This is a genomic window from Pseudomonas sp. NY15354, from assembly GCF_048068075.1.
In the GTDB taxonomy this organism is placed as follows: Bacteria; Pseudomonadota; Gammaproteobacteria; order Pseudomonadales; family Pseudomonadaceae; genus Aquipseudomonas; species Aquipseudomonas guariconensis_C.
In genome coordinates this window covers 83,346-107,140 of sequence record NZ_JBLUPV010000015.1, presented here as the reverse complement: position 1 = coordinate 107,140, position 23,795 = coordinate 83,346, and the positions used below count along the sequence as shown (strand labels likewise).

Below are 23,795 nucleotides of genomic sequence, written 5' to 3'. Positions count from 1 at the left end.
CGGGCCTTCCCCAATAAATACGGGGTCTCTTTTTGCCCTCCGAAGGCAGGGGTCGTGGGTTCGAATCCCGCCGAGTGCGCCATATTGAATCAAGGGCTCAGGTGCAAACCTGGGCCCTTTTTGTTTGGCGGCTGGGCATCGCCTGATAGCAATCGACAGCGCCGAACCACCGGCCGAGCGCCCCGAAGCAGTCAAAGAAAGGCCCCACCAGATCACTGGCGGGGCCTTTTCGTTACGGCCTTACCACGCATCCTGCTCAGCACTTTCCCCGACGTCTTCAGCGCCGTTCTGGGCAAACCACTCCACCGACTGGGCCCGCTGAGCCGTCATGCTCAGCTCGCACCCCATCCCTTCCAGAATGTCCATCGTGCCGCCGGTGAGCGAGTAATACATGCCGCAATCGGCCTCGCGGAATTTCACCCAGAGGGCTTGCGAGGCTTGCAGGCTCTGCTTCTTCTCAGCTGGCAAAACGCTCATTGCCATCCTGTATGCCTGATCGAGTCGGGCATTCTGCCTGGCCAGCTCCTCATGACCACAGTCACTGAGGTTCGAGGTAATACCGCCAGAGCGCGACGTGCACGCGGCGTACTCAGGCGAATAGGGCTCTTGCGCCAGCGCGCAGGATGACAACGTCACAAGGAGCGCGACGCCAGCGTAACGATGCATTGATGGAACTCCATTTTCTGTCGACATGAAATCAGGCCCGAAACCGCGCAAGGCGTCATACCGCTTGCGGTTCTGCGCTGAACTCCAGGCACTCGGACAGCGAGGTGAATTCAGCCCGGCGGCACAGCCATGCGGTGAAGAACGTATAGCCCGCCGAAGTGGCGGCGATCTGAGCCCTGGTTTGCCTGGCCTCACGACGTTGGCGTGCCTCTGCTTGCGCGCGGGATTCGCCCTTGCGCCTGGCTCCGCCGAACAACGAAAGAATCAACAAGCCCATGACCAGGTAAAAGACGGACACGAAGGTCAACTTGGCGATCAAGGTCAGCGTGATGTTCAACGCCCCGTCATTGGTCATGGCCGCCGCGTAGACGGCAAACGCCACAGCGGACAGTATCCCGGTGATCACAGCCACTTGATAAACCTGATGGGGCAGGCCCAGCCAACCACACAGCAGGCCGATGATCAGCCCCGTGACCGGCAACAGGTTGGTGATCGCGGCATCGGTATAGTCGTTGTAGATCGTGGCTTGCCCTTTATGGTGCAGCCAGAGCGCCCAGCAGGACGCGATAACGGCCACGATCAGCGCAAGCTTCCACAGCACACTGAAGACGTCCTGCCAGACGCTGTTTGCCTGCACCGCCGGGCTCACAGGGCTCTGCTGCCCCTGGATCGGTTGGACGGTGGCGGCCGGATAGCTCGGCGCGACCTGCGTGGAAACGGCCGGGCGCTGAGCCAGTGCCGCCTGCTGCGCAGCCTGTGTCCGCAGTTGACGCTCCTGCTCCTGACGGGCGAACGCCGCCTCTTGCTGGCGAGTGCGCTCTGCCTCTTGCGCGCGCAGTTCAGCGATCCGTTGCTCGTGCGCCCGCTCGTAGGCCTTTTTCTTTTCTGCCGAAATGAATGCTTCGAGTGACTGGATACGACCACCGAGCGCCTTGTCCAGGCACTTCTGCGTGGTGCATTGATTGCGAATCGTCAACCACTCGCGCTGGGATTGGCGCAACGCCTCCGGCTGATCCGTCGCCGCCATGGCCTCTTTGTAGGTTCTGGCCAACACGCCATCGACTGTCGAAAGATAGCCGTCGCGGCATATCTGCTTTTCGGCAAAGTTGCTGGCCTTGGTGCAATCGAAACTTGCCGCCATCGAGTGACCCGACAAGGCAGCCAACAGCAACCCCGCAGCAAAACGAACGAACATCCCGAAGATCTCCTATCAAGCCTTAATACGCCGTGCATCCATTCTCGAACGGGGAATGCTCAACCGTGCCGCATAGCAAAATGCCATCACCGGCGATTAAAGCACAGCCTCATCGCGCAGGGGACTGCCCAAGGTGTGCTTTTCTTTCTGGGATTGAACGTGCACGGTAGTGCCATTGTGCCTCTCCCTACAGCCCGGCCATTGGTGTTAGCTTGAGTGTCATCCCGTTCTTACAAAACGGGGCCATCTATCAACGATCCGCGAAGGACTGCGCTGACTCATGACTCTGAAAAAACTCACGACCGCCACCCTACTGCTGGCCAGCCTCGGGCTGTTCGCCAACCAGGCCCAGGCCAACCTCACGCCACAGCAATCGGCCGCGATCCTCAAGACCTACAACGGCAGCGATCCGGCTGATTTCCGTCATTTTCTCGGCAAGCTGGCCGGCAGCGACCTGGCCAAGGCCGATGACCTGAGCGCCACGTTGAAGGTTTTTCTGGCCGACAAGCCCCTGAACGCCGAACAGCAGAATGAGATCAACCGCCTGCTCGGCCTGTACACCCGCATCAAGTACGGCAAGGCAGCCACCGAAACCCTGCGCGAGCTGGTGGCCATTCCGACCTTCCAGGTCGAGGGTGTTCCGCAGCATGAGAACCCACAGTTCCTGAAGATCGCCGACAAGATCAAAGCCCTGGCCGAGGGTTTCGGCCTGCGCTTCCGGAACATCGACAATCGGGTCTATGAAATCTCCCTGGGCGAAAACGACAAGGAAGTCGTCGGTATCCACGCCCACGCCGATGTCGTGCCGGTGAACCCAGACAACTGGAAACTCGACGACGGCACGCGCCTGGATCCGTTCAAGGTCACCCTGGTAGGAGACCGCATGTACGGGCGTGGCACCGAGGACGACAAGAACGGCATCGTCGTGGCGCTGTACGCGCTCAAAGTCGCCAAGGATGAAAAACTGCCGCTGGCCCGCCAGTTCAAGCTGCTGGTGGACACCACCGAAGAAACAACCGGTGACGCCATCCCCTACTACTTCGCCCGCAACCCCGTGCCCAACTACAACCTGGCGCTCGATGGCGGCTACCCGGTGGTGATCGCCGAAAAAGGCTACGGCACCGTCATGGCCAGCTTCCACCGTCGCCCGGCCACCGGCACAGGTGCGGAAGTCACCACGCTCACCGGCGGCCTGGCCACCAACCAGATCCCCACCACCTCGGTAGCGACCCTGCTGGGCGACAACCCCGCCGCCCTGGCCGATGCCCTGAACAAAGCAGGCGCCGAGTACGTCAAGCGCAATGGTGGCGACTTCACCATCGACGCCAAGGTGGCCGGCAAGGAAGTGATCCTCACGGTGACCGGTGTCTCGGCCCACTCTTCGGAGCCTGAATCGGGCGTCAACCCGGTTTCGCGGATGCTCGTCTTCCTCAATGGCCTGGGCAACCAGGTGCCCCTCAAGCAAAACCACATCACCGATGCGGCGCGCTATGCGGCGGACAACTGGGGGCTGGACTACCTGGGCAAACAGCTGGGCGTGAACTTCGAAGACACGTTCATGGGCCCGCTGACCGCCTCGCTGACCTACGTCGGGCTCGACCAGAAAGCCCTCAAGCTCGCGGTGAACCTGCGCATCCCCAAAGGCAAGCCGCTGGCCACCCTCAAGGATGAGCTGGCCGACAAGCTGGGCACCTGGGCACGCGGCAGCCACACCTCGGTGGCCTTCGAGTACAGCCTCGACGAGCCGATGTACCGCAACCCCGAGGGTGAATGGGTCAAGGCCCTGCTCGATGTGGCCAGCCAGAACCTGGGCCTGCCGCACGAGTTCGGCACCTCCGCCGGCGCCACCTCGGTCCACGACCTGCCCAACGGCGTGCAGTTCGGCCTGGCGATGCCCAACGTGAAATACACCGGGCACAACGACAACGAGTTCAAGACCGTGGAGCAGTTCATGCTGGATCTGCAGATCGTCAGCGAGATGATCGCGCGGATCGGACAGATGCCGAAATTGTAAGCCTTTTGGGGCCGCATCGCGGCCCCTTCGCTCACTCTGAGCACGCCCCTGACCGGAAAGTCCCTACCGGCTGTGGCGCCTAAATATCAAAAAGCCATTCGCCTGAATTGACGACGAAATCATTTTGCCATTAGTGTTGCCGGGATTTTCGGTATCAAGACATGGATACCGCATGGATTCGGAACAAAGACTAGGTAGGGTCGTCAAGGATGCGCGGAGTATTGCTACGCAGCGGTAAAAGTGAAGATTTCACCGCTTTGGGAGAGACAGGCCAACCGGTCTACCGTGCCGCGTTGCAGATCCGCGAAGCGATCCGCCGCAAGCACCCCTCCCACCCTGACCTGGTCGAGCACCTGGCCATCCCGCAAACCGATGAGCTGGGCAGCACCATCGATTGGTACAGCGATCGCCCTGGGGATGTCATCCCCTGGAGCAGCGCTACCGAGGAAGAACGCGCCCCAGCCCGCGCGCAATTGGAAATCCTCCAGGCCAGAATCAACGACCTGAGCAATGAGTTGCTGGGCGTGGACGCCCAGGGTCAACCGCTGTCCGGCGCCAAAGCCGGTGCCCAGGGCGATCGCACGGTGTTCGGCAAACTGCTCACGTGCGTGGTCCCCTTCCCTGACGAGAACTTCGTGTACCTGGTCGATGGTCGCCCGGTCCTGACCTTCTGGGGCTTCATTCACGCTGGCGCCGAACGTGGTCGCCAACCTCTGCACTGCCTCTACCCCCGCACCCCCAAGACTGCCGAACCGCTGGTGCCACCGCCGCCGATCGAGCCGCCTCCCCTGGCCCCGGCTGCGCCCGTACCGCCGCTGGCCGTACCACCGGCACGGCCATCCTGGTGGCGCCGCTGGTGGTGGCTGCCGTTGCTGTTGCTGCTGTTGCTCCTGCTGCTGCTCGGCCTGCGTAGCTGCGGCGTTCCAGCGCTGGGCATCCCACCCCTGAACGTCCCTGGGCTGCCACACCTGAACGCTGGTCAACCTCTCGACCCGGTGTACACGACCGCAGGCACGAGCGGGGGCATCGTGCCGTCGAGCGGCGCTGGCGCCGGCGTAGCCGGGGTACCCGTCGCGCCGGGCAGCGCTGACGCAGGCCAAGCGCCAGCGATCATGCCGCCCGCCAGCAATGCCGAAACGCCTGCCGCAGAGGCTCCTGCGTCCGCCCCCGAGGCGAGCCAAGCGGCGCCCAGCGAGCCGGCTGCGAGCAACATCATGGCGCCCGCACCGCCTGGGCTGCCCGAAGAAACGCCGCCAGCCGCTGCCCAACCGAACCTGCTGAGCATTCCGCCGGACGCTGGCAACGGCACAGCGGACTTCCTCAATGGCGACTGGGCCGGGGCCGGTATCCAGGAGGTGGGCACCGGCAAGCCGCTGCGCCTGAAGTACGACTTCCAGAACGGCAAGGGCCAGGCCACGGTCAGCCGCTCCGACGGCGTGCGCTGCGATGCCCCTGTCGAAGCCGCCATGAACGGCGGCCTGCTGTCGATCAACAGTTCAGGCCAGGCCACCTGTGCCGATGGCAGCAGCTATGACCTTCCCCAGGTGAACTGCAAGCCGGGCGCCCAGGGCGTCGCTGACTGCAGCGGCAACTACGGCTCGCAAGCCTTCCCGATGCTGATGAAACAAGCCGGTCAATAACACGGAAAACGCAGAAGATGTTGCCCGAAATCACCCAGTTCGAAGAAACGGTCACGCTGGTCAGCGATACCGGCATTCAATTCATGGATTTCGCCCTGCGTCTCGGCCCGGATGGCGAGCAAGCCGGCAAGTTCGTGCAACTGAACAACGGCATGGTCCCCACGCGGCTGCTGTGGTCCAAGGAGTACAAGGACTTCTACGAGCCCGAGCCAGACAAAGTGGTGCAGGTGGAGTTCGACACCACCGAGGACAACCATTTCCGCGTACCCATGGAAGAAAGCCTGAAGCTGTTCAATGGCACCTGGCTGCCGATCCCGTTCCTGCGCTTCATGCCGCCCTATCGCTTCGACGAAGGCCCCAACAACTGGGCGCGCATGCGCCTGGTCAAGCTGGCCGAGCCCGACGTCGACGGCAACACCCATCGCCTGACCCTGGCCTTCGACAGCCGCATCATGCCGACCATCAACGGCGCGGCCTACCTGGCACCCAACGAAGAAGACGTGCGCGCCGGCGTGGCCTTCAAATTGGCCTGCAGCGCCCGTGAATACGGCTGGTTCCTGACGCACGGCTGGATCCGCGAATGGCTCGCCGAGCTCTATGGCGAGGCCCGCGCCGACTGGACCCGCGAGCGCCTGGACCGTGACCTGCAGGGCAACCGCCACCTGGCCCACTACCTGAACGTGCTGAGCCTGCTGCGCCGACCGACGCCTGCCGAACAGAGCACCGAAAAGCCCAAGGTCGAGATCCCGGAAATCAAGGTGATCGCCAACGAGACCCAAGGCGTGGTCAAGCCGATTCCGGTGGACCTGGTGTTGGATGTGGGCAATTCGCGCACCTGCGGCATCATCATCGAAGATCACGGCCAGTCCGGCTCTGGCATGAAGCACAACTACGTGCTCGAACTGCGCGACCTGAGCGAGCCGGAGAAGGTCTACAACCAGGCCTTCGAGAGCCGTGTCGAGTTCACCCAGGCCTATTTCGGCAAGGACCACTACTCGGTCAAGAGCGGTCGTCACAACGCCTTCCAGTGGGCCACCATCGCCCGGGTCGGTGGCGAAGCCGGCCGTCTGGCCAGCCGCCGTCGCGGCACGGAGGGCTCCACCGGCCTGTCCAGCCCCAAACGCTACCTGTGGGATGAGAAGGCCTACGGCCACGGCTGGCGCTTCAACACCTCCTACGTCAAGACCGACAAGGAGCCGCTGGCCACCGCAGCGCCTTTCGCCCACCTGATCAACGACCTGGGCCAGGCCCTGTACCTGCCGCCCAAGAACGACATGCCGGTGTTCACACCGCGCTATTCGCGCAGCAACCTGATGACCTTCATGCTCGCCGAGGTGGTCACCCAGGCCCTGTCGCAGATCAACAGCCCGGCCCAGCGCTCGCGCCAGGGCCATGCCCGCGTGCCGCGCCAGCTCAACAGCATCACGCTCACCGTGCCGCCAGGCATGCCACAGGCCGAGCGCAGCATTCTCAGCAACCGCCTGTACGAGGCCGTGGGCCTGGTGTGGAAGAGCCTGGGCTGGCACGTCGGCGAGAGCAACCCGTTCAAGGACAAGAGCGTGGTGCCGCGCACGCCATTGCCGAGCATCCGCGTGGAGTGGGACGAAGCCAGCTGCGGCCAGCTGGTGTACCTGTACAACGAGGTCAGCGAGAACTTCGCCGGACATCCCGAAGAGTTCTTCGCAGCCTTGGCCCGCCCGGACAAACAGGAAGCCGAGCAGATCACCCTGGCGACCATCGACATCGGCGGTGGCACCACGGACCTTGTGATCACCGACTATCGCCTGGACCGCGGCAACAACGGTGGCACCGGCGCCAACGTGCACATCATCCCTAGCCAGCGCTTTCGCGACGGTTTCAAGGTCGCCGGCGACGACATCCTGCTGGACGTCATCCAGGAGTTCATCCTGCCGTCGTTCCGCAAGGCCTTGCACAACGCCGGGGTACAAGCCCCTGACGAGCTGATGTCGCGCCTGTGCGGCAACGGCGATGCCACTGCCCAGGAACGCATCCTGCGCCAGCAGCTCAACCTGCAAGTGTTCGTACCCCTGGGCCTGGCCCTGCTCAAGGCCTACGAACACTACGACCCGGCGCAGCCGCAGGCGACGATCGAGCAGACCTGGCAACAGGTGCTGGGAAGCGACGCGGTCAACGACAGCGTGGTGGAGTTCGTCAATGCCGCGGTGCGCCGCGAAGTGGGTCGCGAAGGCACACTTGACCTGCTGGGCACGCCCCTCACCTTCGACCTGGAACAGGTGCACGCGGCCTTCATCGGCGGCCAGATCAATATCACCCGAGTCCTGGTCGAGCTGTGTGAAGTGGTTGCCCACTACCCGTGCGACATGCTGCTGCTCACCGGCCGGCCGTCGCGCTTGCCAGGCATCCAGGCGTTCATCCGTCGGTGCCTGCCACTGCCACCGGGGCGCATCCTGCCGCTGCAGAACTACCGCACCGGCGGCTGGTACCCGTTCCACCGCAACGGCCTGATCGACGACCCGAAGAGCACCGCCTCGGTGGGCGCGATGATCTGCCTGCTGTGCTCCAAGCACAGCGTGCCGAACTTCTATTTCCGCACCGCCGAGCTCAAGCCTTACTCGATCATCAAGCACTTCGGCCAGATCGATAACGCCAACACCATCAAGCACGGCGATGTGCTGTATCACGACCTCAAGTCGGCCAAAGGGCGCATCGAGCTGCCCATCGTCGGCGAAGGCGAACAGCGCGGCACGCCCTGGCTGGAAATGCGCGGCGACATGCACTTGGGCTATCGCCAGCTGGCCGCCGAGCGCTGGTCAGCCTCGCCGCTCTACACCCTGCGCTTCACCCCGCGCGGCAGCGCTGCTTTCTCGCGCGCGCTGGGCAAGGGCGGCGAAGCCCCGGTGCTGCGCATCCGCCTGGCCGTCGAGGAGCCTTCGGACCTGCTGCTCGAGCAGGGTCTGGTCAGCGACAAGCTGGTGATCTGCGACTTGCAATCGAACATCCAGGATGCCGACTTCGATTACGACCGGGATCTGGAGCTCTCACTCAACACCATGCCAACCACGAGCTTGAGTGACAGCGACTATTGGCTCGACAGCGGGAATGTCAAAGGAAAATGAGCGACCTTACGCCAAAGCAACAGCAGTTGATGAATGCCTGGGGCGCCATTCACAAGGGCGCCGGCGAGGCACTGGATTGGATCGAGCAGGTGCGCGGCAACGCCGCCAGCGTCGAGGCCGAGGCCGATGGCCTGAGCTTGCGCCTGCGCCGTGCGCGCAACCGAGCCAAGAGCCTGCAATACGCCGCGTCCACGCCCATGGGCGTCGGCTTCTTCGGCGGCTCCCAGGCGGGCAAGTCTTACCTGATCTCGTCCCTGGCCGCCGCCACCGATGGCAAACTGCTGAGCGATTTCGGCCCGCACACCCTCGATTTCATCCGCCATGTGAACCCGCCTGGCCTGGGCAAGGAGGCCACGGGGGTGATCACCCGCTTCAGCCGCCGCGCCAAACCCAGCCCAGACCCGAACTATCCGGTGGAGCTGAAGCTGTTCTGCGAAGTCGAGTTGGCGATGATGCTGAGCAACAGCTGGTTCGAGGACTTCGACCAGGAGCGGCTCAACAACGAAATCACCGACAAGACCATCGAGGCAGTGCTTCGTGAGTTCGAAGGCCAGACCGTCGATAACCGCCACCCTGGCGTGGATGGCGACGACGTGGTCCGGCTCTGGGATTACCTGGCAAAGAACTACGAAAAATCCGTGCGCTGCCTGGAAGGCACCTACTGGCCGCGCGCGATCGAGCTGGCACCGCACCTGTCGATCCCACAGCGCGCTCGCCTGTTCTCGATCCTCTGGGGCGGGCAGAAGCCGCTCACCGATTTGTACATCCTGCTCGCCGGCGCCCTGCAGAAACTCGGGTTCCCGGAAAAAGTCTTCGCCCCACTGGGCGTCCTGGCGGAGGAAAAGGACGGTGACTACGTGCGCACCGTCAACCTCATGTCGGTGGACATGCTCAAGCGTCTGGACACCCGCCTCGACCAGCCGGTGAGTGTGCTGCCGGAATGTGCCGGGACGCTGCGCGGCGCTGTTGGCGTGACCATCGCCCAACTCACCGCCCTGACCGTCGAAATGACCTTCCGCCTGGTCCATCAGCCCAGTAACGCCGTGCTCGAGCAGGTGGACCTGATCGACTTCCCCGGCTACCGGACCCGCTATCAGCTGCTCGACATCAACGAGCTGGCGGGCGTGGAGCCTGCCGACGAGGTCAACCCGATCTGGAGCATGCTGCTGCGCGGCAAGGTCGCCTACCTGTTCGAGCGCTACAGCGAGGCCCAGGAAATGCACGGGCTGGTCCTGTGCACCAACGCCAACAAACAGGTCGATGTGGTCACCATCGCTCCGGTACTGACCCGCTGGATCCACAACACCCAGGGCGCGACCCCGGCAGCGCGGAAGAACCGCGCGCCGGGCCTGATCTGGGCCTTGACCATGATGGACATGTGGATCGACAGCACCCTCAGCCAGGATGACGGCGGCCTGGCCACCGTCTGCGAGAACATGTTCTTCCAGGCGATGCTGGAGCGCTTCGGCAACCTGGAATGGATGAAGGAATGGTCCGGTACGCCGTTCAACAACACCTACCTGGTGCGCAAACCGCGCCTGGAGTCGTCCTTCCTCGTGCGTAACGACAGCAGCGAGGAACTGGAGCTGGCGCCCCGGCACGCCGATCACATGCGGCGTCTGCAAGGCAAGTTCGAACTCTGCCCTACCGCCATCCGCCACCTGAGCGAACCCAAGGCGGCCTGGGAAGCGATGCTGGCGTTCAACGATGGCGGCATCACCCGCTTCTGCGCCAGCCTGAAAGCCTTCGAGAACGTCGACTTCAAGCTCTCGCGCATCGAGGAACAGCTTCAGGAATGCCGCACCGACCTGCTCGAACATGGCCTCTACACCTGGCGCGAGGAAGACTTCGAGTCGCTGTTGGAGCGCAAGCGGGAAAAGGTCAAATACCTGCTCAGAACCCTGGGCGCCGACCCTGACGTCATCAGCGAGCTGATCCACACCCTGCAACTGCCGACCGAGCAGTTGCGCGAGCTGTACCTGGGCGGTGTCTATGACATCGACGGCGACGACGAAGCGCCTGGCGAAGCCGAGTCGGCGTTCAAGGCGCCAGCCAACAAGGCCCCGGCGATCGACTTTGGCAACCTGTTCGACAACACCCCGACACCGTCCGCGGCGTCGGCCGCCAAGCCCGTGGCCAAGCGCCTGACCTCCGAGCAGCGCTTCGCTCGGGCCGCGCTGAAAGCGTGGATCAAGCACATGCGCGACCTCGGCACCCAGCCGCAGCGCCTGCTCAGCCTGCGCATGAGCCGTGAACTGATGGACGCCCTGACCGAGGAACTGGTCAGCGCGGTACGCCGCCCGGCCCTGCTTGAGCAGTTGGACGAAGCAGTGACCCGGCGCATCCTCGGCGGCGCCCGTCGCGACCAGTTGGTGCAGCGCCAGGTCATGGCGGTGCAACTGGTGATGCGTGACTTCCTGTCCTGGTTCGGCCTGCTGACCAAGCCGGTCGACCAGCGCCCGCCTCGCCTGGCGGGCAACAAAGGCCCGCTGTTCGACTTCTATCAAAAGGTCGCTGTCGGCGAGCTGCCGATCCTGCCGGAAAAACCGTCGCACCAAGAGCAGCACTTCCAGGTGGACTGGCTGTCGGGCCTGGCCTGGCTGACCCAGGAAAACGCCAAGAGCGGCGCCGATCCGGAAATCACCACCGAGCAGCGACGCCAGCTGGCTGTGCTGCTGAACACCTTCGAAGCGAGTTGATTGCAATGGGTATCAGAGTTGATGTGCTGCCGCTGGACGTGAACACGCCGGGCCACGGCATGCTGCGGATCGCCGGCTGGGAGGGCTCCAGCGAGGGCCTGCAATGCTCCCTGCAAAGCAACCAGACCCAGGACTTCCTGCATGAAGGCGGGCGCTGGAGCAATGTCGCCCACTGGTTCCGTCTGGAGGGCATGACGGCCGTCGAAGGCGGCAGCGCGATCGAGACCCGTATCGGCCCCAACCTGGTCAACCCGCTGCTACAGGCCAGCGGCACGTCGGCGTTCCGCATCGAGGTGAGCAACCCCGCCACCGGCGAAAGCGCCATGCACATGGTCCGCCTGAGCCCGACGCTGGTCGCCTCGGCGGACCTCGGCCCAGCGATGCCCGCAGCGCCGGAGCCAGAAGCCGCCATGCCTGTCGCGCCGCCCGCCCCTGAACCGGTCGTGGCCCCGGAACCCGAGCCCGTCGTCTCAGCTGTCATTGAACCGCAGGTCCAGCCTGAGCCCGTCGCAGCCGTGCCACCCGCGCCATCGGCTCCACCCGCGCCGGCCAAATCGGGAAACCGCTGGCTGCTGCCGCTGATCCTGTTGCTCCTGATCGCCGCGGCGGCCGTCGCGGCCTGGTGGTGGTTCACCCAGCGCCCTCAACCAGCCCCCGTCGAGCCGCCTGCGGCCGAGCAACCGGCGGCACCGGTTGCGCAGCCGGCCAGCGCCGCTGCCGCCCCCTGCACCCTGGAAAGCATGCAGGGCCAGGCCGAGCTGGCCTTCGTGCAGAGCTGCATCCAGCAGGCGCCGGACAGCGCCAAGCTGCTTGAGGTGATCAACACCGCCAAGGCCAACAATCACTGCGGCGTGGCCCAGCGCCTGTATGCCAACCGCGCCCAAGGCGGTGACGTGCAGATCGCCATGGCCTATGCCCATGAGTACGACCCCAAGTACCACCAGGCCAGCGAGTGCTTCAAGGCACCGGACAACGCCACCGCCGCCTACTGGTACGAAACCATCCTCGGTTTCGATGAGAACAACGCCGAAGCCAAGGCGCGCTTCGAGGAGCTCAAGCCATGAGCCTGCGCGGCCTCGGCGCCGCACTGCTGGCCCTGAGCCTGAGCCCAGCCCTGCAGGCGGCGGACAAACCGCTGCTGCAGGAGGGCAAGAAGACCCTGTTCCAGCGCGTGCTGACCACGCCGGGCTGCAAGCTCAGCGACGCCGCCGGCGCGGCGCCCGGGGCCGCGCAGCCGGCCTTCAGCCGCTTCTACGTCTACGAGCGCGCCCAGGCCGACGGCCATGAATGGCTGCGGGTCGGTCCCGACACCCAAGGCAAGAGCATCGGCTGGCTGCCAGGCGACTGCACTGTCGCCTGGAAGATGCAGTTGACCCTGGCCTTCACCAACCCGGCCAACCGCGACCGTCTGCTGTTCTTCAAGGAGCGCAACCAGCTCGAAGGCATCCTCGACGCCCCGGACCCGGTCAGCCAGGTCGCCCCGATACGCGCCAAGCTCAAGCACAACACCGAAGCCCCCGGCGTGCTGGCTCAGGAGCCAGAGTTCTTCGTCGACATGCAGAAGAACTTCTACCTGCTGCCCGTGCTCAGTGGCGAAGAGGTGATGACCGAGGAAGGTTTCCGTACCCGCATCCTCAACGTGGCCTCGGTGAGCAAGGCTCAAGGCCAGGGCACGCAGGCCCCAAGTGCCGCTGCGGCCAGCCCGGCGACCAAGACCCAGCTCAAGGCCTTCAGCGCGGCGGTGGTGTTCGTCATCGACTCGACCATCTCCATGGACCCGTACATCGACCGCACCCGCGAGGCGATCAAACGTGTCTACGCGCAGATCGAAAAGGAAAACCTCGGTCAGCAGGTCAAGTTCGGCCTGGTCGCCTACCGCTCCAGCACCAAGGCGGTGCCAGGCCTTGAGTACGTCAGCAAGATGTACGCCGACCCCAACACCGTGAAGGATGGCGCCGACTTCCTGTCCAAGGTCGCCGACCTCAAGCAGGCGAAGGTCTCCAGCAGCGCCTTCGACGAAGACGCCTATGCCGGTGTCATGCATGCCGTGGACAAAGTCGACTGGAGCCAGTTCGGTGCCCGCTACGTGGTGCTGATCACCGACGCCGGCGCCATCGATGGCGGCGACAAGCTGTCGAGCACCGGCCTGGGAGCCGAGCAGGTGAAGATCGAGGCGAGCAACCCCGGCGTCGCGCTCTACACCCTGCACCTGAAGACCCCGAGCGGCGCCAAGAACCACAGTGCCGCCGAAGCCCAGTACCGCACCCTGTCGAACTACCCCGGCACCAACACCTCGTTGTACTACCCGGTCAATGCCGGCGACGTGGAAGCCTTCGGCCGCAAGGTCGACAGCCTGGCCGCGGCCATCACCCAGCAGGTCAAATCGGCCTACCTGGGCGAGGATGCCATCGGCAGCGCGACCAACGCCAAGGCCGACCCGGCCGACAAGAAGATGCTCGAAGACGCCGCGCTGATCGGCCACGCCATGCAGCTGGCCTACCTGGGCAAGACCACCGGGACCCAGGCACCGCCCGTGTTCGAGGCCTGGATCAGCGACCGCGACCTGATCAAGCAGAACGTGCCGACCACCGACGTGCGGGTGCTGCTGACCAAGGCACAACTCAGTGACCTGAGCGATGTGCTCAAGCAGATCCTGGACGCTGCCAACGAAGGCATGATTTCGCCCAGCGACATGTTCGCCCGGCTGCGCTCGGTGGCCGCGACCATGGGCGCCGACCCGAACCAGCTCAAGCAAGGCTCGACCACCCGCGTGGCCGACCTGGGCGTACTCGGCGAGTACCTGCAGGACCTGCCCTACCAGAGCGAAGTGCTCAACCTGGACGAAGAAACCTGGAAAGGCTGGGACGGCCTGGCCCAGGAAAAATTCATCCGCAACCTGAGCACCAAGCTGCGCCACTACCAGCGCTACAACGCCGACGTGGACCGTTGGGTGGCCCTGGCGCCAGGCGCCGACAGCCGCGACAACGTCTACCCGGTACCACTGGAAATGATGCCCTGACCTCCCATGCTCGACATCAAGGGACTGAGCGTGGTCCGTGGCGACGGACCACAAGCGCACCGGGTGCGCCTGGACGAACTGCATCTGCGCCCCGGCGAAGTGCGCGCGATCACCGGCGAGAGCGGCTGCGGCAAGAGCACCCTGCTCGAAGCCATCGGCCTGCTGCTCAAGCCTGAGCGACTGGCGCACTACCAGCTGGGACCACAACGCCAGGACGTCGCCCGGCTGCTGGCCGAAGGCCGGGAGCCGGCGCTGGCCGCGCTGCGTTCACGGGCGCTGGGGTTCGTCCTGCAGAACGGCGGACTGCTGCCGTTTCTGAGCGTGCGCGAGAACATCCTCCTGCCCCGCCGCCTGCTGGGCCTTACTGCCCACAGCGCTGCGGTGGACAAAGCCATCGCCGCCCTGCGCCTTGAACCCTTGCTGGGCAAACTGCCCCAGGCCTTGTCCATCGGCGAGCGCCAACGGGTGGCCTGTGTCCGAGCGATTGCCCATGAGCCGCGCGTATTGCTGGCCGACGAACCCACCGCGGCGCTCGATCCGCACAACGCCCAGCGCCTGTTCGAGCTGCTGCTGAACCTGGTGGCCGAGCTGGGTATCGCCGCCTTGGTGGTGTCCCACGACTGGGCACTGGTCGAGCGCTTCGGCCTGCAACGCCTGGGCGCGATCAATGGCGAAGGGGAGACGCGCTTTGAACCCATGGCATAAGCGCCTTGGCCTGCTGGTGCGCCTGACCCTGGCCGACCTCTGGCACGACCGCAACGTCTCATTGTGCATGGCCGCCTCGCTGGTGGCGGTGATCGCCCCGCTGCTGCTGCTGTTCGGCCTCAAACACGGGGTGGTCAGCCAGTTGCAGGACGAGTTGCTGCGCGACCCGCGCAACCTCGAAGTGAAGATGCTCAGCAGCGGTCACTACGACCAGGCCTGGCTCGCGCGCCTGCAGCAGCGCCACGACGTAGGCTTCGCCATCGGCCAGACCCGCTCGCTCAACACTCAGGCCGACCTGCTCGGCGAACATGGCCGCTTCGCCGACAACGTCGAGGTCATCCCTACCGCTGCTGGCGACCCGCTGCTGGCCACCGCCCTGAGCGCCTTGCAGGGCGATCAGGTAATCCTCAGCGAGCGCGCCGCGCAACGCCTGGACGCCAAGGTCGGCGGCACGGTCCGCCTGCGCGTGGCCCGGCGCCTGGATGAGGTCAACGAACGCGGCGAACGCACCCTGCAGGTGCAGGCCATCGTCGACAACGTGCGCTTCGCCCGCCCGGCGGCATTCGTCAGCCCGCAGATCCTGCTGGAGCTGGAGCACTACCGCGATGGCTACCAGGTGGCGACGCTGGGGGCCATGACCGGGCAAGCGCTGGAGGGCGTCAAGGTCGGTTACGCCCGCGCCCGGGTCTATGCCAGGGACATCGACAGTGTCGCCCCGCTGGAGCGCTGGCTGAACGAGCAACGCATCGAAACCGCCAGCCGTCTGGCAGAGATCGAAAGCGTGCGGGCCATCAACCATGTGCTGGGGCTGATTTTCGGCGTCATCGCTGGCGCGGCGCTGGTCGGCTGCATCGCCTCGCTGGTCGGCGCCTTCCTGGCCAACATCGACCGCAAGCGCCGCCACCTGGCGGTGCTGCGGCTGCTGGGCTTCGGCAGCACCGCCGTGGCCGGTTATGTCGTGCTGCAAGCGCTGGTGCTGAGCCTGGTCGGCTACCTGGGCGGGCTGGGCTGCTACTACTTGGGCAGCCTGCTGTTCGACCAGTTGCTGCGCACCAGCCAGGCCACTGGCGCCTTCATTTGTCACATCACTGTCTGGCACGGCCTGGTGGCCTTGCTGCTCGCCTTCCTGGTCGCCGGCCTGGTCGCCTTGATCGGCGCCCTGCGGGCGATACGGATTCAACCTGCGGAGAGTCTGCGTGAACTCTAAAGCCTGCCGCCTGCTCCTGGCGCCACTGGGTCTCGGCTTCCTGCTGCAAGCGTCTGCGGCAACCTGGGACGAGAAGTTCTACAACCCCATGGCCGAGGCCGACGACGTGGTCCTGCCCATGCCCTGCGACGGCGCCATGGTGTTTCGCAAGGTGCTGATCCCAGTGGCCGGGCCGCTGGACGACTACCCGATCAACATCGGTCAGGACAGCGCCGAATGGGGTTACGTGGAACAGACCCGCCCTGCGTTCATCGCCGGCAGCTTCACCAGTGCCAAGGGCGAGAAGTCGCGCTACTACCTGCTGGCCAAGTACGAGATGACCCAGCTGCAGTACCGCGCCCTGATGGACGAAACCTGCCCGACGCCTTCGAACAAGCAGCGCCTGCCGATCGTTTCGGTCAGTTGGCTCGATGCCCTGCAGGCCGCCGACAAGTACAACCGCTGGCTGCGAGCCAATGCCGCCGACAAGCTGCCCCGCGAAGATGGCGCGCTGGGCTTCCTGCGCCTGCCCACCGAGGTCGAGTGGGAGTTCGCCGCCCGTGGTGGGTTGCAGGTCAGCACGGCCGAGTTTCGCGACAATCGCTACCCCATGGCCGAAGGCCTGAACGCCTACGAATGGTTCGCCGGCGCGCAATCGGCCAACGGCCAACTGCAACTGAGCGGCCTGCTCAAACCCAACCCCCTGGGCCTGCACGACATGCTTGGCAACGCCAGCGAGATGATGTTCGAGCCCTTCCGCCTGAACAAGCTCGACCGCCAGCACGGCCAGGCCGGTGGTTTCGTGGTCCGCGGCGGCAACTACCTGACCAGTGAGGGTGAACTGCGCACCGCCCTGCGCCAGGAAGAGCCTTACTACAACGCCGAAGGCCCAGTGGCCAAGAAGACCAACGGCCTGCGCCTGGCCCTGGTCTCGCCCACCCTGACCTCGCGTGACCGGGTCAAGAACATCGAAAAGAGCTGGGCTTCCCTGGGTAACGACCAGCCGGCGCCCCAGAGCAAGGACAAAGGCACGGTCAAGGCCCTCGAGGAGTTGGCCTCCGGCGTCGAGGACCAGGCGCTCAAGAACCAGCTCAAAAGCGTCGAGAACCAGCTGCGCGCCAGCAACCAGCAACAGCAGGAAGCCCGCGACCAGGCGATCCGCGCCAGCCTCAACCTGGGCGCCTTCCTCTGCACCAAGATGCTCGACGATGGCCAGTACCTGGACTTCCTGCAGAAGAACTACGCCAGCAACTGCAAGACCGGCGAGGAAGACCCCACCTGCGGCATGCGCAAGACCAAGCTCGACGAACAGAGCGCGCGCCTGCACAAGCTCAGCCGCTACTACGCCAGCTCGCTGGTCGAGTCCGGCTCGCTGTATGGCCAGGACCTGCTGCAGGCGCAGGTCCCGGTGCTCGAAGGGGTGCTGACGGCCAACAAGAACCTCAAGGAGCTGACCCCCTACCTGCGTACCCATTGGGCCAACCAGCAGTCGTTCCTCAAGACCCAGAAAATCGACACCACGGCATGGCTCGACAGCTGCAAAGCCGTGGCGCACTGACAACAACACCGCAAGGAATCGAAACCGTGAAGCACAGCAAACCTGGAAGAATCAGCCAGTGGATCAGCCTGGTGATGGCCGCCACCCTTGTCCTGACCGGTTGCGCCAGCACCGGCAGCTCCATGCTCGGCGGTAATGGCGGCACCACCGACCCACGCCTGACCGCAGGCAACGACGCCAAGTTCTTCAGCACCTCCGGCTACCAGGCCTGCGCCGTGGCTGCCGGTGCCGGTGTGCTGGCCTGCGCCCTGTCCAACTCCGGCAACAAGGCCGCTTGCGCCGTGGTCGCTGGCCTTGCCGCGTGCGGCGTGGCCATGGGCGCCAACTACTACCTGGACCAACGCCGCAGCCAGTACGCCGACACCACCCAGCGCCTGAACGTCATGACCACCGACGTGCAGAACAAGACCGCCCAGGTCGCCGAGCGCACCAACACCCTGCAACGGGTCATCGCCGATGACAAAGAACAGATCGCGGCCATCCAGAAGGACATCCAGAGCAAGACCGTCAACAAGGCCAAGGCCCAGCAGGACATCGCCAACATCGACCAGAACATCACCCGGATGCGCAAGGACGTGACCAACATGAAGGCGACCGTCAGCGAGTTCGAAAAAGTGGCCCAGCTCGAACGCCAGAGCGGCGCCAACCCTGAGGAAGTGCAGAAGGTCGAGGCGGAGATCGCCAAGATGAACGCCAAGGTCGCCTCGCTGCAACAGGAGGTCGATGGCCTCTACAACCAGCGTTCGGCCATCACCCTGGGTTGAGGATCGGCACATGTTCGTACGTCACTGCCTGTGCCTGCTGCTGCTCGCCGGCCTGACCGGCTGCGCCACCACCGCCTCCCAATGCAAGGCCTCCGACAGCAGCGCCAGCCTGATCGGCAAGCTCAACTGCGACTACGGTGGCGGCTACGCCGACGAGGTGCGCAGCAGCGAGCAGGACCTGCGCGCGGCCCAGGAGCAGAACCGCCAGTTCAACCAAGTGTATGACGAGCTCAGCGCCCTCCAGGCGTCCACTCGCCAGGACCTGCAAACCCAACGCCGCCAGCAGGCAAGCCTTGAGCAGTCGCTCAACGGCCTGCTCGCCACGCTCAAGAAGCGCCACGCCAACAAGGCCGACGTGCAACAACAGATCGCCGGGCTCGAGCAACGCCTCAAGGCCAGCCAGGTGGCGCCTGCGAGCAATGCCAGCAGTGCCCAGGTCGAAGCCCGCAAGCAGGAGCTCAAGGCGCTGCAGCAGCAGGTCAGCCGCCTGCAACTGAGCCTGGGTTACGAGTAAGTCCCTCTCCGGCAGCTTCGGCTGCCGGCTCTTTTTTCAGGATACCGACATGCAGCGGGTCACCCGTGACACCAGCCCGGCCCAGGATGACCCGAAGCCGTTGGAACAGGCCATGGCGATCATCGTCAGGCATTTCCCCCCGAGCATCGCACACCTGTTCGCGACACCGCGTACCGGCCAGGACGGCGTGCGTGAGTGGTGGTCGGAGCTCGAAGGGCAGCCGCGCCGCTTCCATGAGCTCGGTGCCGAGCAGCAAAGCGCCTTGCTGGCGCTGTACGAACAGCGCCAGGACGCCGTGCGCCAGTTGATCGGCGAACTGCAGGGGCGCGGCCAGCAGGAAGAGGCCAAGGTTCTGCAACGCCTGATCGGCCCCCCGAACCTGGACAACCTCTACAGCGTCAATGGCTACCCGCTGGTGGTCCGTTGGGGCCAGCCGGTTCCCCCTCCCGCCGCTGCGCCCGTCCCCCCGCCGCCGCCACCGACGCCAGTGCCGGTGCGCCGCCGCTGGATCTGGCTGCCGTGGTTCCTGCTGCCGCTGCTCGGCCTGCTGCTCCTGGCCTTGGCCCTGTGGTTCGGCTGGCCCTACCTGCAACGCTGGCTGGACACCCGACCCACGCAACCCTATGCCTGTGTCAAGGACGCCCAAGTGCAGCCGCCGGAATTCGCCGTGGTACTCGATACCTCAGGCTCGATGCGCCTGAGCGTCGAAGCCACCGCCGAAGACGAACAGTGGTTCTTCCAGTACATCAACGATCAGGCCACCGACCCGCAGCGCTTGGCGCAGATCACCCGCGCGCCGGTGCGCATGGACGTCGCCAAGACCAGCCTGACGCACCTGATCGAAGACCTGCATCCGGCCATCGACATGCGCGTGGTGACCTTCGATGGCTGTCGCGCGCCCCTGGACCATGGTGTGTTCACTCCTGCCCAGCGTCCGGCGCTGATCCAGGGCATCCAAGCCCTGGAGCCCAACGATGGCACCGCACTCAGCGCCAGCCTCGATGTGGCGGCCCGGGCCATGGACGGACGCACCCGTGACGGCATGATCGTGATGTTCGTCGATGGCCCGGACGGCTGCGGGCAGAACGCCTGCGCGGTGGCCGAGCGGATCGCCCGCGAGCAACCCCGGCTGCGAGTCAACCTGATCAACATCAGCAACAACAGCCAAGCCAACTGCATCGCCGAGAGCACCGGCGGCCGGGTCTATTCCGCCGACAATGCCTCGCAGATGGCGGCCGCGCTCAAGCAGGCCAGCCAGGAAGTCTCCAGCTCGGCCAATTGTGATTAGGACGCGCCATGCAACGGGTACTACGCGACACCCACGCCAGCCAAAGCGCCGCCACCGCCCTGGAACAGACGGTGGCGCTGATTCGCCAACACTTTCCGCCGAGCATCGCGCACCTGTACGCCATTCCCAGGCAAGGCCGCGATGGCGTACTGGAGTGGTGGTCGGAACTTGCCGGACAGCCCCATCTGTTCGCCACCCTCGACCGCGACCGGCAAGCGGCGCTGCTCGAACGCTACGATCAACGGCAGGCCGCCGTCGAGCAACTGGCCCAGGAGCTTGAGCGACGCGGCCAGGCCAGCGCATCGACGGCGCTGCGCACGCTGATCGGCCCACCTGACCTGAACAATCTGTACAGCATCAACGACGAGCCGCTGGTAATTCGCTGGGGGCAACTGCCGCCTGTGGCCTCGCCACCACCGCCTGTGCCACTCCCCATACCCGAGCCACCGCTGGCCAGGCCCACCCCGGCGCCGGTGGCCACGGCGGTCGCCGTGGAGCGCAGGCGCCTGCGGCTATGGCCCTGGCTGCTGCTCGGTCTGCTGCTGGCCCTGCTCTATGGCCTCTACCTCAGTTGGCCGGCGCTCTATCAGCGCTGGCAGGACTACCGCCAGGCGACGCAGACCTGCACGCCGGGCAGTACCTTCGAGCCGTCCGAGTTCGCCGTGGTGTTGGACACCTCAGGCTCCATGGACACCCGCATCCGCGTCAAACGCGAAGATGACCCGTGGTACATGACCCTGCTGGCGAAGATCCCGATCGTCGAAGAACTGCTGCCTAGCAGCGGGCCCAAGCGCGTCACCCGCATGGATGTAGCGAAAACCTCGCTGACCTCGGTGATCGAGAACCTGGACGATGGGGTGGCCATGCGTCTGGTGACCTTCGAGGGTTGTGGCCGACCGCTTGACCATGGCGTATTCGACCAGCGCCAACGCGCAGGACTGCTCGATAAGGTCGCGGCCCTCAAGGCCCGGGGCGGCACCGCACTAGGTGACAGCCTGGGCGCTGCGGCCTTGACGATGAACGGCCGTGACCGGGATGGCGTGATCGTCATGTTCGTGGACGGTCGCGACAGTTGCGGCACCAGCGTGTGCGAGGTGTCCGAACAGATCGCCCAACGCCAACCGCGCCTGCGTATCAATGTGGTCAATATCAGTGCCGCCACAGGCTCCAACTGCGCGGCCAGCAACACCGGCGGGCGCGTCTACACCGCCAATGACGCCGCGGCGGTGGCCGAGGCGCTCAAACAGGCCAGCCAGGAGGTGAGCGCGGGAGGCTGTTCCTGACACCCATGACGTTTTTCAATCGGCTCGATGCCGCTTCCTGCATTGCCGTGCAGGCTGGCGTGCCGGATGCTTTATTTACACCGACACATCGGTTTTTCCACCCAGCAGAGGCCTGTATGAAGAACGTCGAACAACTGCTCAAGACCAAGTCCCAACATCAGACCGTCTACACCATCGGCCCTGACGACTCGGTGCTCGACGCCCTGAAGCTGCTGGCTGAAAAGAACATCGGCGCCCTGCCAGTGGTCGAGGACAACCAGGTGGTGGGCATCGTCAGCGAGCGCGACTACGCCCGCAAGCTGGTGCTCAAGGGGCGCTCTTCGGCGGCAACGCCGGTACGCGAGATCATGAGTGCGCCGGTCGTCACGGTCGAGCCCAAGCAGAACCTTGAGTACTGCATGAACCTGATGACCAACCGACACCTGCGCCACCTGCCGGTGGTCAGCGACGGCGAGCTGCTCGGCCTGCTGTCGATCGGCGACCTGGTCAAGGAAACCATTGCCGAACAGGCCAACCTGATCGCGCAGCTGGAACAGTACATCCGCGGCGATTGATGTTTGGGGCTGCTTTGCAGCCCCTCGCAGGCTTCGCCCAGGATTGCGCCGCTCAAGACTTGCGCACTCCCTGTGGGAGCGGGTTCACCCGCGAATAGGCCACGCAGCGGCCCCATGCACCTAGTGGTAAGCGCGCTCCAGTTCGTCCAACTGGTGGTCGAAGCTGCGCAGGCGCGCTGACCAGGTATACACCAGCACCTCGAGGTCGCGATTGAGCACCGCGGTGTTGCCGCCATCGCGGCCCTGGGGGTCGCACAGGTCCAGCTGATAGCGCTCGCGCGCCATGGCCGTGGCCACGCTGGAAAGGTCGCGGGCATTGGCCAGCCAGCGGTGCTGGTGGTCACGGATCTCGCGGTCCAGCTCCCGGCACTGACGCTTGAGCGCGTCCAGGCTCTGCTCCAGTGGCGTGCCCTTGAGCTCACCCATGACCTCCTCGAAGGTCCGCCCGGAATGCCAGTAGCTTCCCCAGAAATAGCGATCGAATACCGTCTCTACCCGTCGCAGGGCGACCTTGGTGTTCCAGATGGTCACCAGCGTATGGCCCTGGATCACCTCGCGCTTGTTCAGGCGCAACTGCTGCCAGGCGATCCAGGCCAGCGCGCAGAGCGCCACCGCCGCCGTGATGGCGGCGGCGGCATACATGAACTGCAGCGCATGGTCCATGGAGTGGACATGGCGGATGCCGTAGAAATAACCGGCCGTCAGCGTGCCCAGGATCGTCACGGAGCACCAGAAACCTGATGCGTAGGGATCTTTCATCGCGCTATCCCCTGTTGTTTTACCTGAGCATAGCAACGGCCAATTCACCCATCAGGTGCCACTCGGCGCTTTATTTGCGGGGGCGACGCAAGGCCTCGTTGAGTTGATCGAACGGCACGGCCCAATCGGCGTCCTCTATCACGCTCTCCTTGAGAAAGGCCCGCTGGGCCTCGCTCCAGAACGGCGCATCCACCAGCTTGATCTCGTTCTTGAGCGGTGAATGGGTGGTGATGAACTTGTCGATGCTCTCGGCATCGTCCGCCAGCCCCAGCTGCTTGAACAGTTCGGCGAACGGATGGTTCGGTGCTTCCATGGTGCCTCCTCGAGCCGGGCGGCCGTCCACGACGCCAGCCCGGCAGTGGGTTGATGGTCATCAGCACAGTTCGCGCACTTCGGCGCGCGGAACCAGCTTCAGGTATTGCTCCATGCTCATGTGGATCAGGTGATCGTGATCCCCCGCCTCCAGGTAGACATCGCCCTGGCGGGTAAGGCTCGGGTCGAGCAGCATTTTTATGTCATAGGCATCGCCCAGTGCCGGCACGGCGCCGCGCTCGCAGTCGCCGAACAGGCTCGGCAGGCCGCTTTCACGGGTCAGTTGCCAGGCGCCGGACATGCGCACTTTGCTCATGTCCAGATGGCGGTTGGCCGGTAGCACGGCCATGATGTAGTTGCCATGCCGATCATCGAGCATCACCGACTTGGCGACCCGCTCGGCGGGTACGCCGGCCGTGCGCGCCGACTCCAGGCTCGTGGCCGAGTGAGGATGGGGAATGATGTCGTAGTCGCAGTTCGCCTTGTCCAGGCGCTGCTGCAGGGTTTTGGCCATACGCATGATGCACCTCCGGTTTACCCC

The 23,795-nt window shown here is 64.8% G+C and carries 19 protein-coding genes; 14 read left to right on the top strand and 5 right to left on the bottom strand.

Annotated elements, in window-relative coordinates; all coding sequences use genetic code 11:
- Positions 1-240: 240 nt before the first annotated feature.
- Complete coding sequence (locus ACNFCH_RS15995; RefSeq protein WP_070090840.1) at positions 241-666, bottom strand: lysozyme inhibitor LprI family protein; 426 nt, start codon at positions 664-666, stop codon at positions 241-243.
- Positions 667-721: 55 nt separating this feature from the next.
- Positions 722-1,861: a hypothetical protein gene (locus ACNFCH_RS15990; protein WP_416743101.1), complete on the bottom strand. Its 1,140-nt coding sequence runs from the start codon at positions 1,859-1,861 to the stop codon at positions 722-724.
- 280 nt (positions 1,862-2,141) lie between these two features.
- On the opposite strand from ACNFCH_RS15990, the gene ACNFCH_RS15985 reads away from it, so the two are divergent.
- The 14 genes from ACNFCH_RS15985 to ACNFCH_RS15920 all read left to right on the top strand — a co-directional run bounded on the left by ACNFCH_RS15985 (position 2,142) and on the right by ACNFCH_RS15920 (position 22,183).
- Positions 2,142-3,875 (top strand): dipeptidase, encoded by a 1,734-nt coding sequence (locus tag ACNFCH_RS15985; protein ID WP_416743100.1) that lies wholly within the window; start codon positions 2,142-2,144, stop codon positions 3,873-3,875.
- 209 nt (positions 3,876-4,084) lie between these two features.
- Positions 4,085-5,515: an SrfA family protein gene (locus ACNFCH_RS15980; RefSeq protein ID WP_416743099.1), complete on the top strand. Its 1,431-nt coding sequence runs from the start codon at positions 4,085-4,087 to the stop codon at positions 5,513-5,515.
- A gap of 17 nt (positions 5,516-5,532) precedes the next feature.
- Complete coding sequence (locus ACNFCH_RS15975) at positions 5,533-8,613, top strand: virulence factor SrfB (protein WP_337157601.1); 3,081 nt, start codon at positions 5,533-5,535, stop codon at positions 8,611-8,613.
- Positions 8,610-11,312: a virulence factor SrfC family protein gene (locus ACNFCH_RS15970; RefSeq protein ID WP_416743098.1), complete on the top strand. Its 2,703-nt coding sequence runs from the start codon at positions 8,610-8,612 to the stop codon at positions 11,310-11,312. Before ACNFCH_RS15975 ends, ACNFCH_RS15970 begins: the two co-directional genes overlap by 4 nt.
- Before the next feature lie 5 nt (positions 11,313-11,317).
- Complete coding sequence (locus ACNFCH_RS15965; RefSeq protein WP_337157603.1) at positions 11,318-12,376, top strand: hypothetical protein; 1,059 nt, start codon at positions 11,318-11,320, stop codon at positions 12,374-12,376.
- Positions 12,373-14,331 (top strand): vWA domain-containing protein, encoded by a 1,959-nt coding sequence (locus ACNFCH_RS15960; protein WP_337157604.1) that lies wholly within the window; start codon positions 12,373-12,375, stop codon positions 14,329-14,331. The genes ACNFCH_RS15965 and ACNFCH_RS15960 overlap by 4 nt, the downstream gene beginning before the upstream one ends.
- A 6-nt stretch (positions 14,332-14,337) precedes the next feature.
- Entirely contained in the window at positions 14,338-15,036 is a 699-nt protein-coding gene (locus ACNFCH_RS15955) for an ABC transporter ATP-binding protein (RefSeq protein WP_070090848.1), read from the top strand.
- Positions 15,020-16,243: an ABC transporter permease gene (locus tag ACNFCH_RS15950; RefSeq protein ID WP_337157605.1), complete on the top strand. Its 1,224-nt coding sequence runs from the start codon at positions 15,020-15,022 to the stop codon at positions 16,241-16,243. The genes ACNFCH_RS15955 and ACNFCH_RS15950 overlap by 17 nt, the downstream gene beginning before the upstream one ends.
- On the top strand, positions 16,233-17,780 hold the full coding sequence (locus tag ACNFCH_RS15945) for a formylglycine-generating enzyme family protein (RefSeq protein ID WP_337157606.1): 1,548 nt from the start codon (positions 16,233-16,235) through the stop codon (positions 17,778-17,780). The genes ACNFCH_RS15950 and ACNFCH_RS15945 overlap by 11 nt, the downstream gene beginning before the upstream one ends.
- A gap of 26 nt (positions 17,781-17,806) precedes the next feature.
- Complete coding sequence (locus ACNFCH_RS15940; protein WP_372340657.1) at positions 17,807-18,544, top strand: hypothetical protein; 738 nt, start codon at positions 17,807-17,809, stop codon at positions 18,542-18,544.
- Positions 18,545-18,554: 10 nt separating this feature from the next.
- Positions 18,555-19,058 (top strand): hypothetical protein, encoded by a 504-nt coding sequence (locus ACNFCH_RS15935; RefSeq protein WP_070090851.1) that lies wholly within the window; start codon positions 18,555-18,557, stop codon positions 19,056-19,058.
- Between the two features lie 49 nt (positions 19,059-19,107).
- Positions 19,108-20,346 (top strand): VWA domain-containing protein, encoded by a 1,239-nt coding sequence (locus tag ACNFCH_RS15930; RefSeq protein WP_337157607.1) that lies wholly within the window; start codon positions 19,108-19,110, stop codon positions 20,344-20,346.
- Between the two features lie 8 nt (positions 20,347-20,354).
- Positions 20,355-21,629 (top strand): VWA domain-containing protein, encoded by a 1,275-nt coding sequence (locus tag ACNFCH_RS15925; protein ID WP_416743096.1) that lies wholly within the window; start codon positions 20,355-20,357, stop codon positions 21,627-21,629.
- Positions 21,630-21,745: 116 nt separating this feature from the next.
- Positions 21,746-22,183 carry a CBS domain-containing protein gene (locus ACNFCH_RS15920; RefSeq protein WP_416743095.1) on the top strand — a complete coding sequence of 146 codons (438 nt, stop codon included), beginning with the start codon at positions 21,746-21,748 and terminating at the stop codon, positions 22,181-22,183.
- Between the two features lie 120 nt (positions 22,184-22,303).
- On the opposite strand, the gene ACNFCH_RS15915 is transcribed toward ACNFCH_RS15920, so the two are convergent.
- The 3 genes from ACNFCH_RS15915 to ACNFCH_RS15905 all read right to left on the bottom strand — a co-directional run bounded on the left by ACNFCH_RS15915 (position 22,304) and on the right by ACNFCH_RS15905 (position 23,774).
- Complete coding sequence (locus tag ACNFCH_RS15915; protein WP_070094711.1) at positions 22,304-22,942, bottom strand: NADH:ubiquinone oxidoreductase subunit N; 639 nt, start codon at positions 22,940-22,942, stop codon at positions 22,304-22,306.
- Positions 22,943-23,012: 70 nt separating this feature from the next.
- Positions 23,013-23,255 carry a DUF2789 domain-containing protein gene (locus tag ACNFCH_RS15910; protein ID WP_070094712.1) on the bottom strand — a complete coding sequence of 81 codons (243 nt, stop codon included), beginning with the start codon at positions 23,253-23,255 and terminating at the stop codon, positions 23,013-23,015.
- Between the two features lie 60 nt (positions 23,256-23,315).
- The gene (locus tag ACNFCH_RS15905) at positions 23,316-23,774 is read right to left on the bottom strand and encodes an aminoacyl-tRNA deacylase (protein WP_043208200.1); all 459 of its coding nucleotides are present in this window, start codon (positions 23,772-23,774) and stop codon (positions 23,316-23,318) included.
- Between the last annotated feature and the right edge of the window lie 21 nt (positions 23,775-23,795).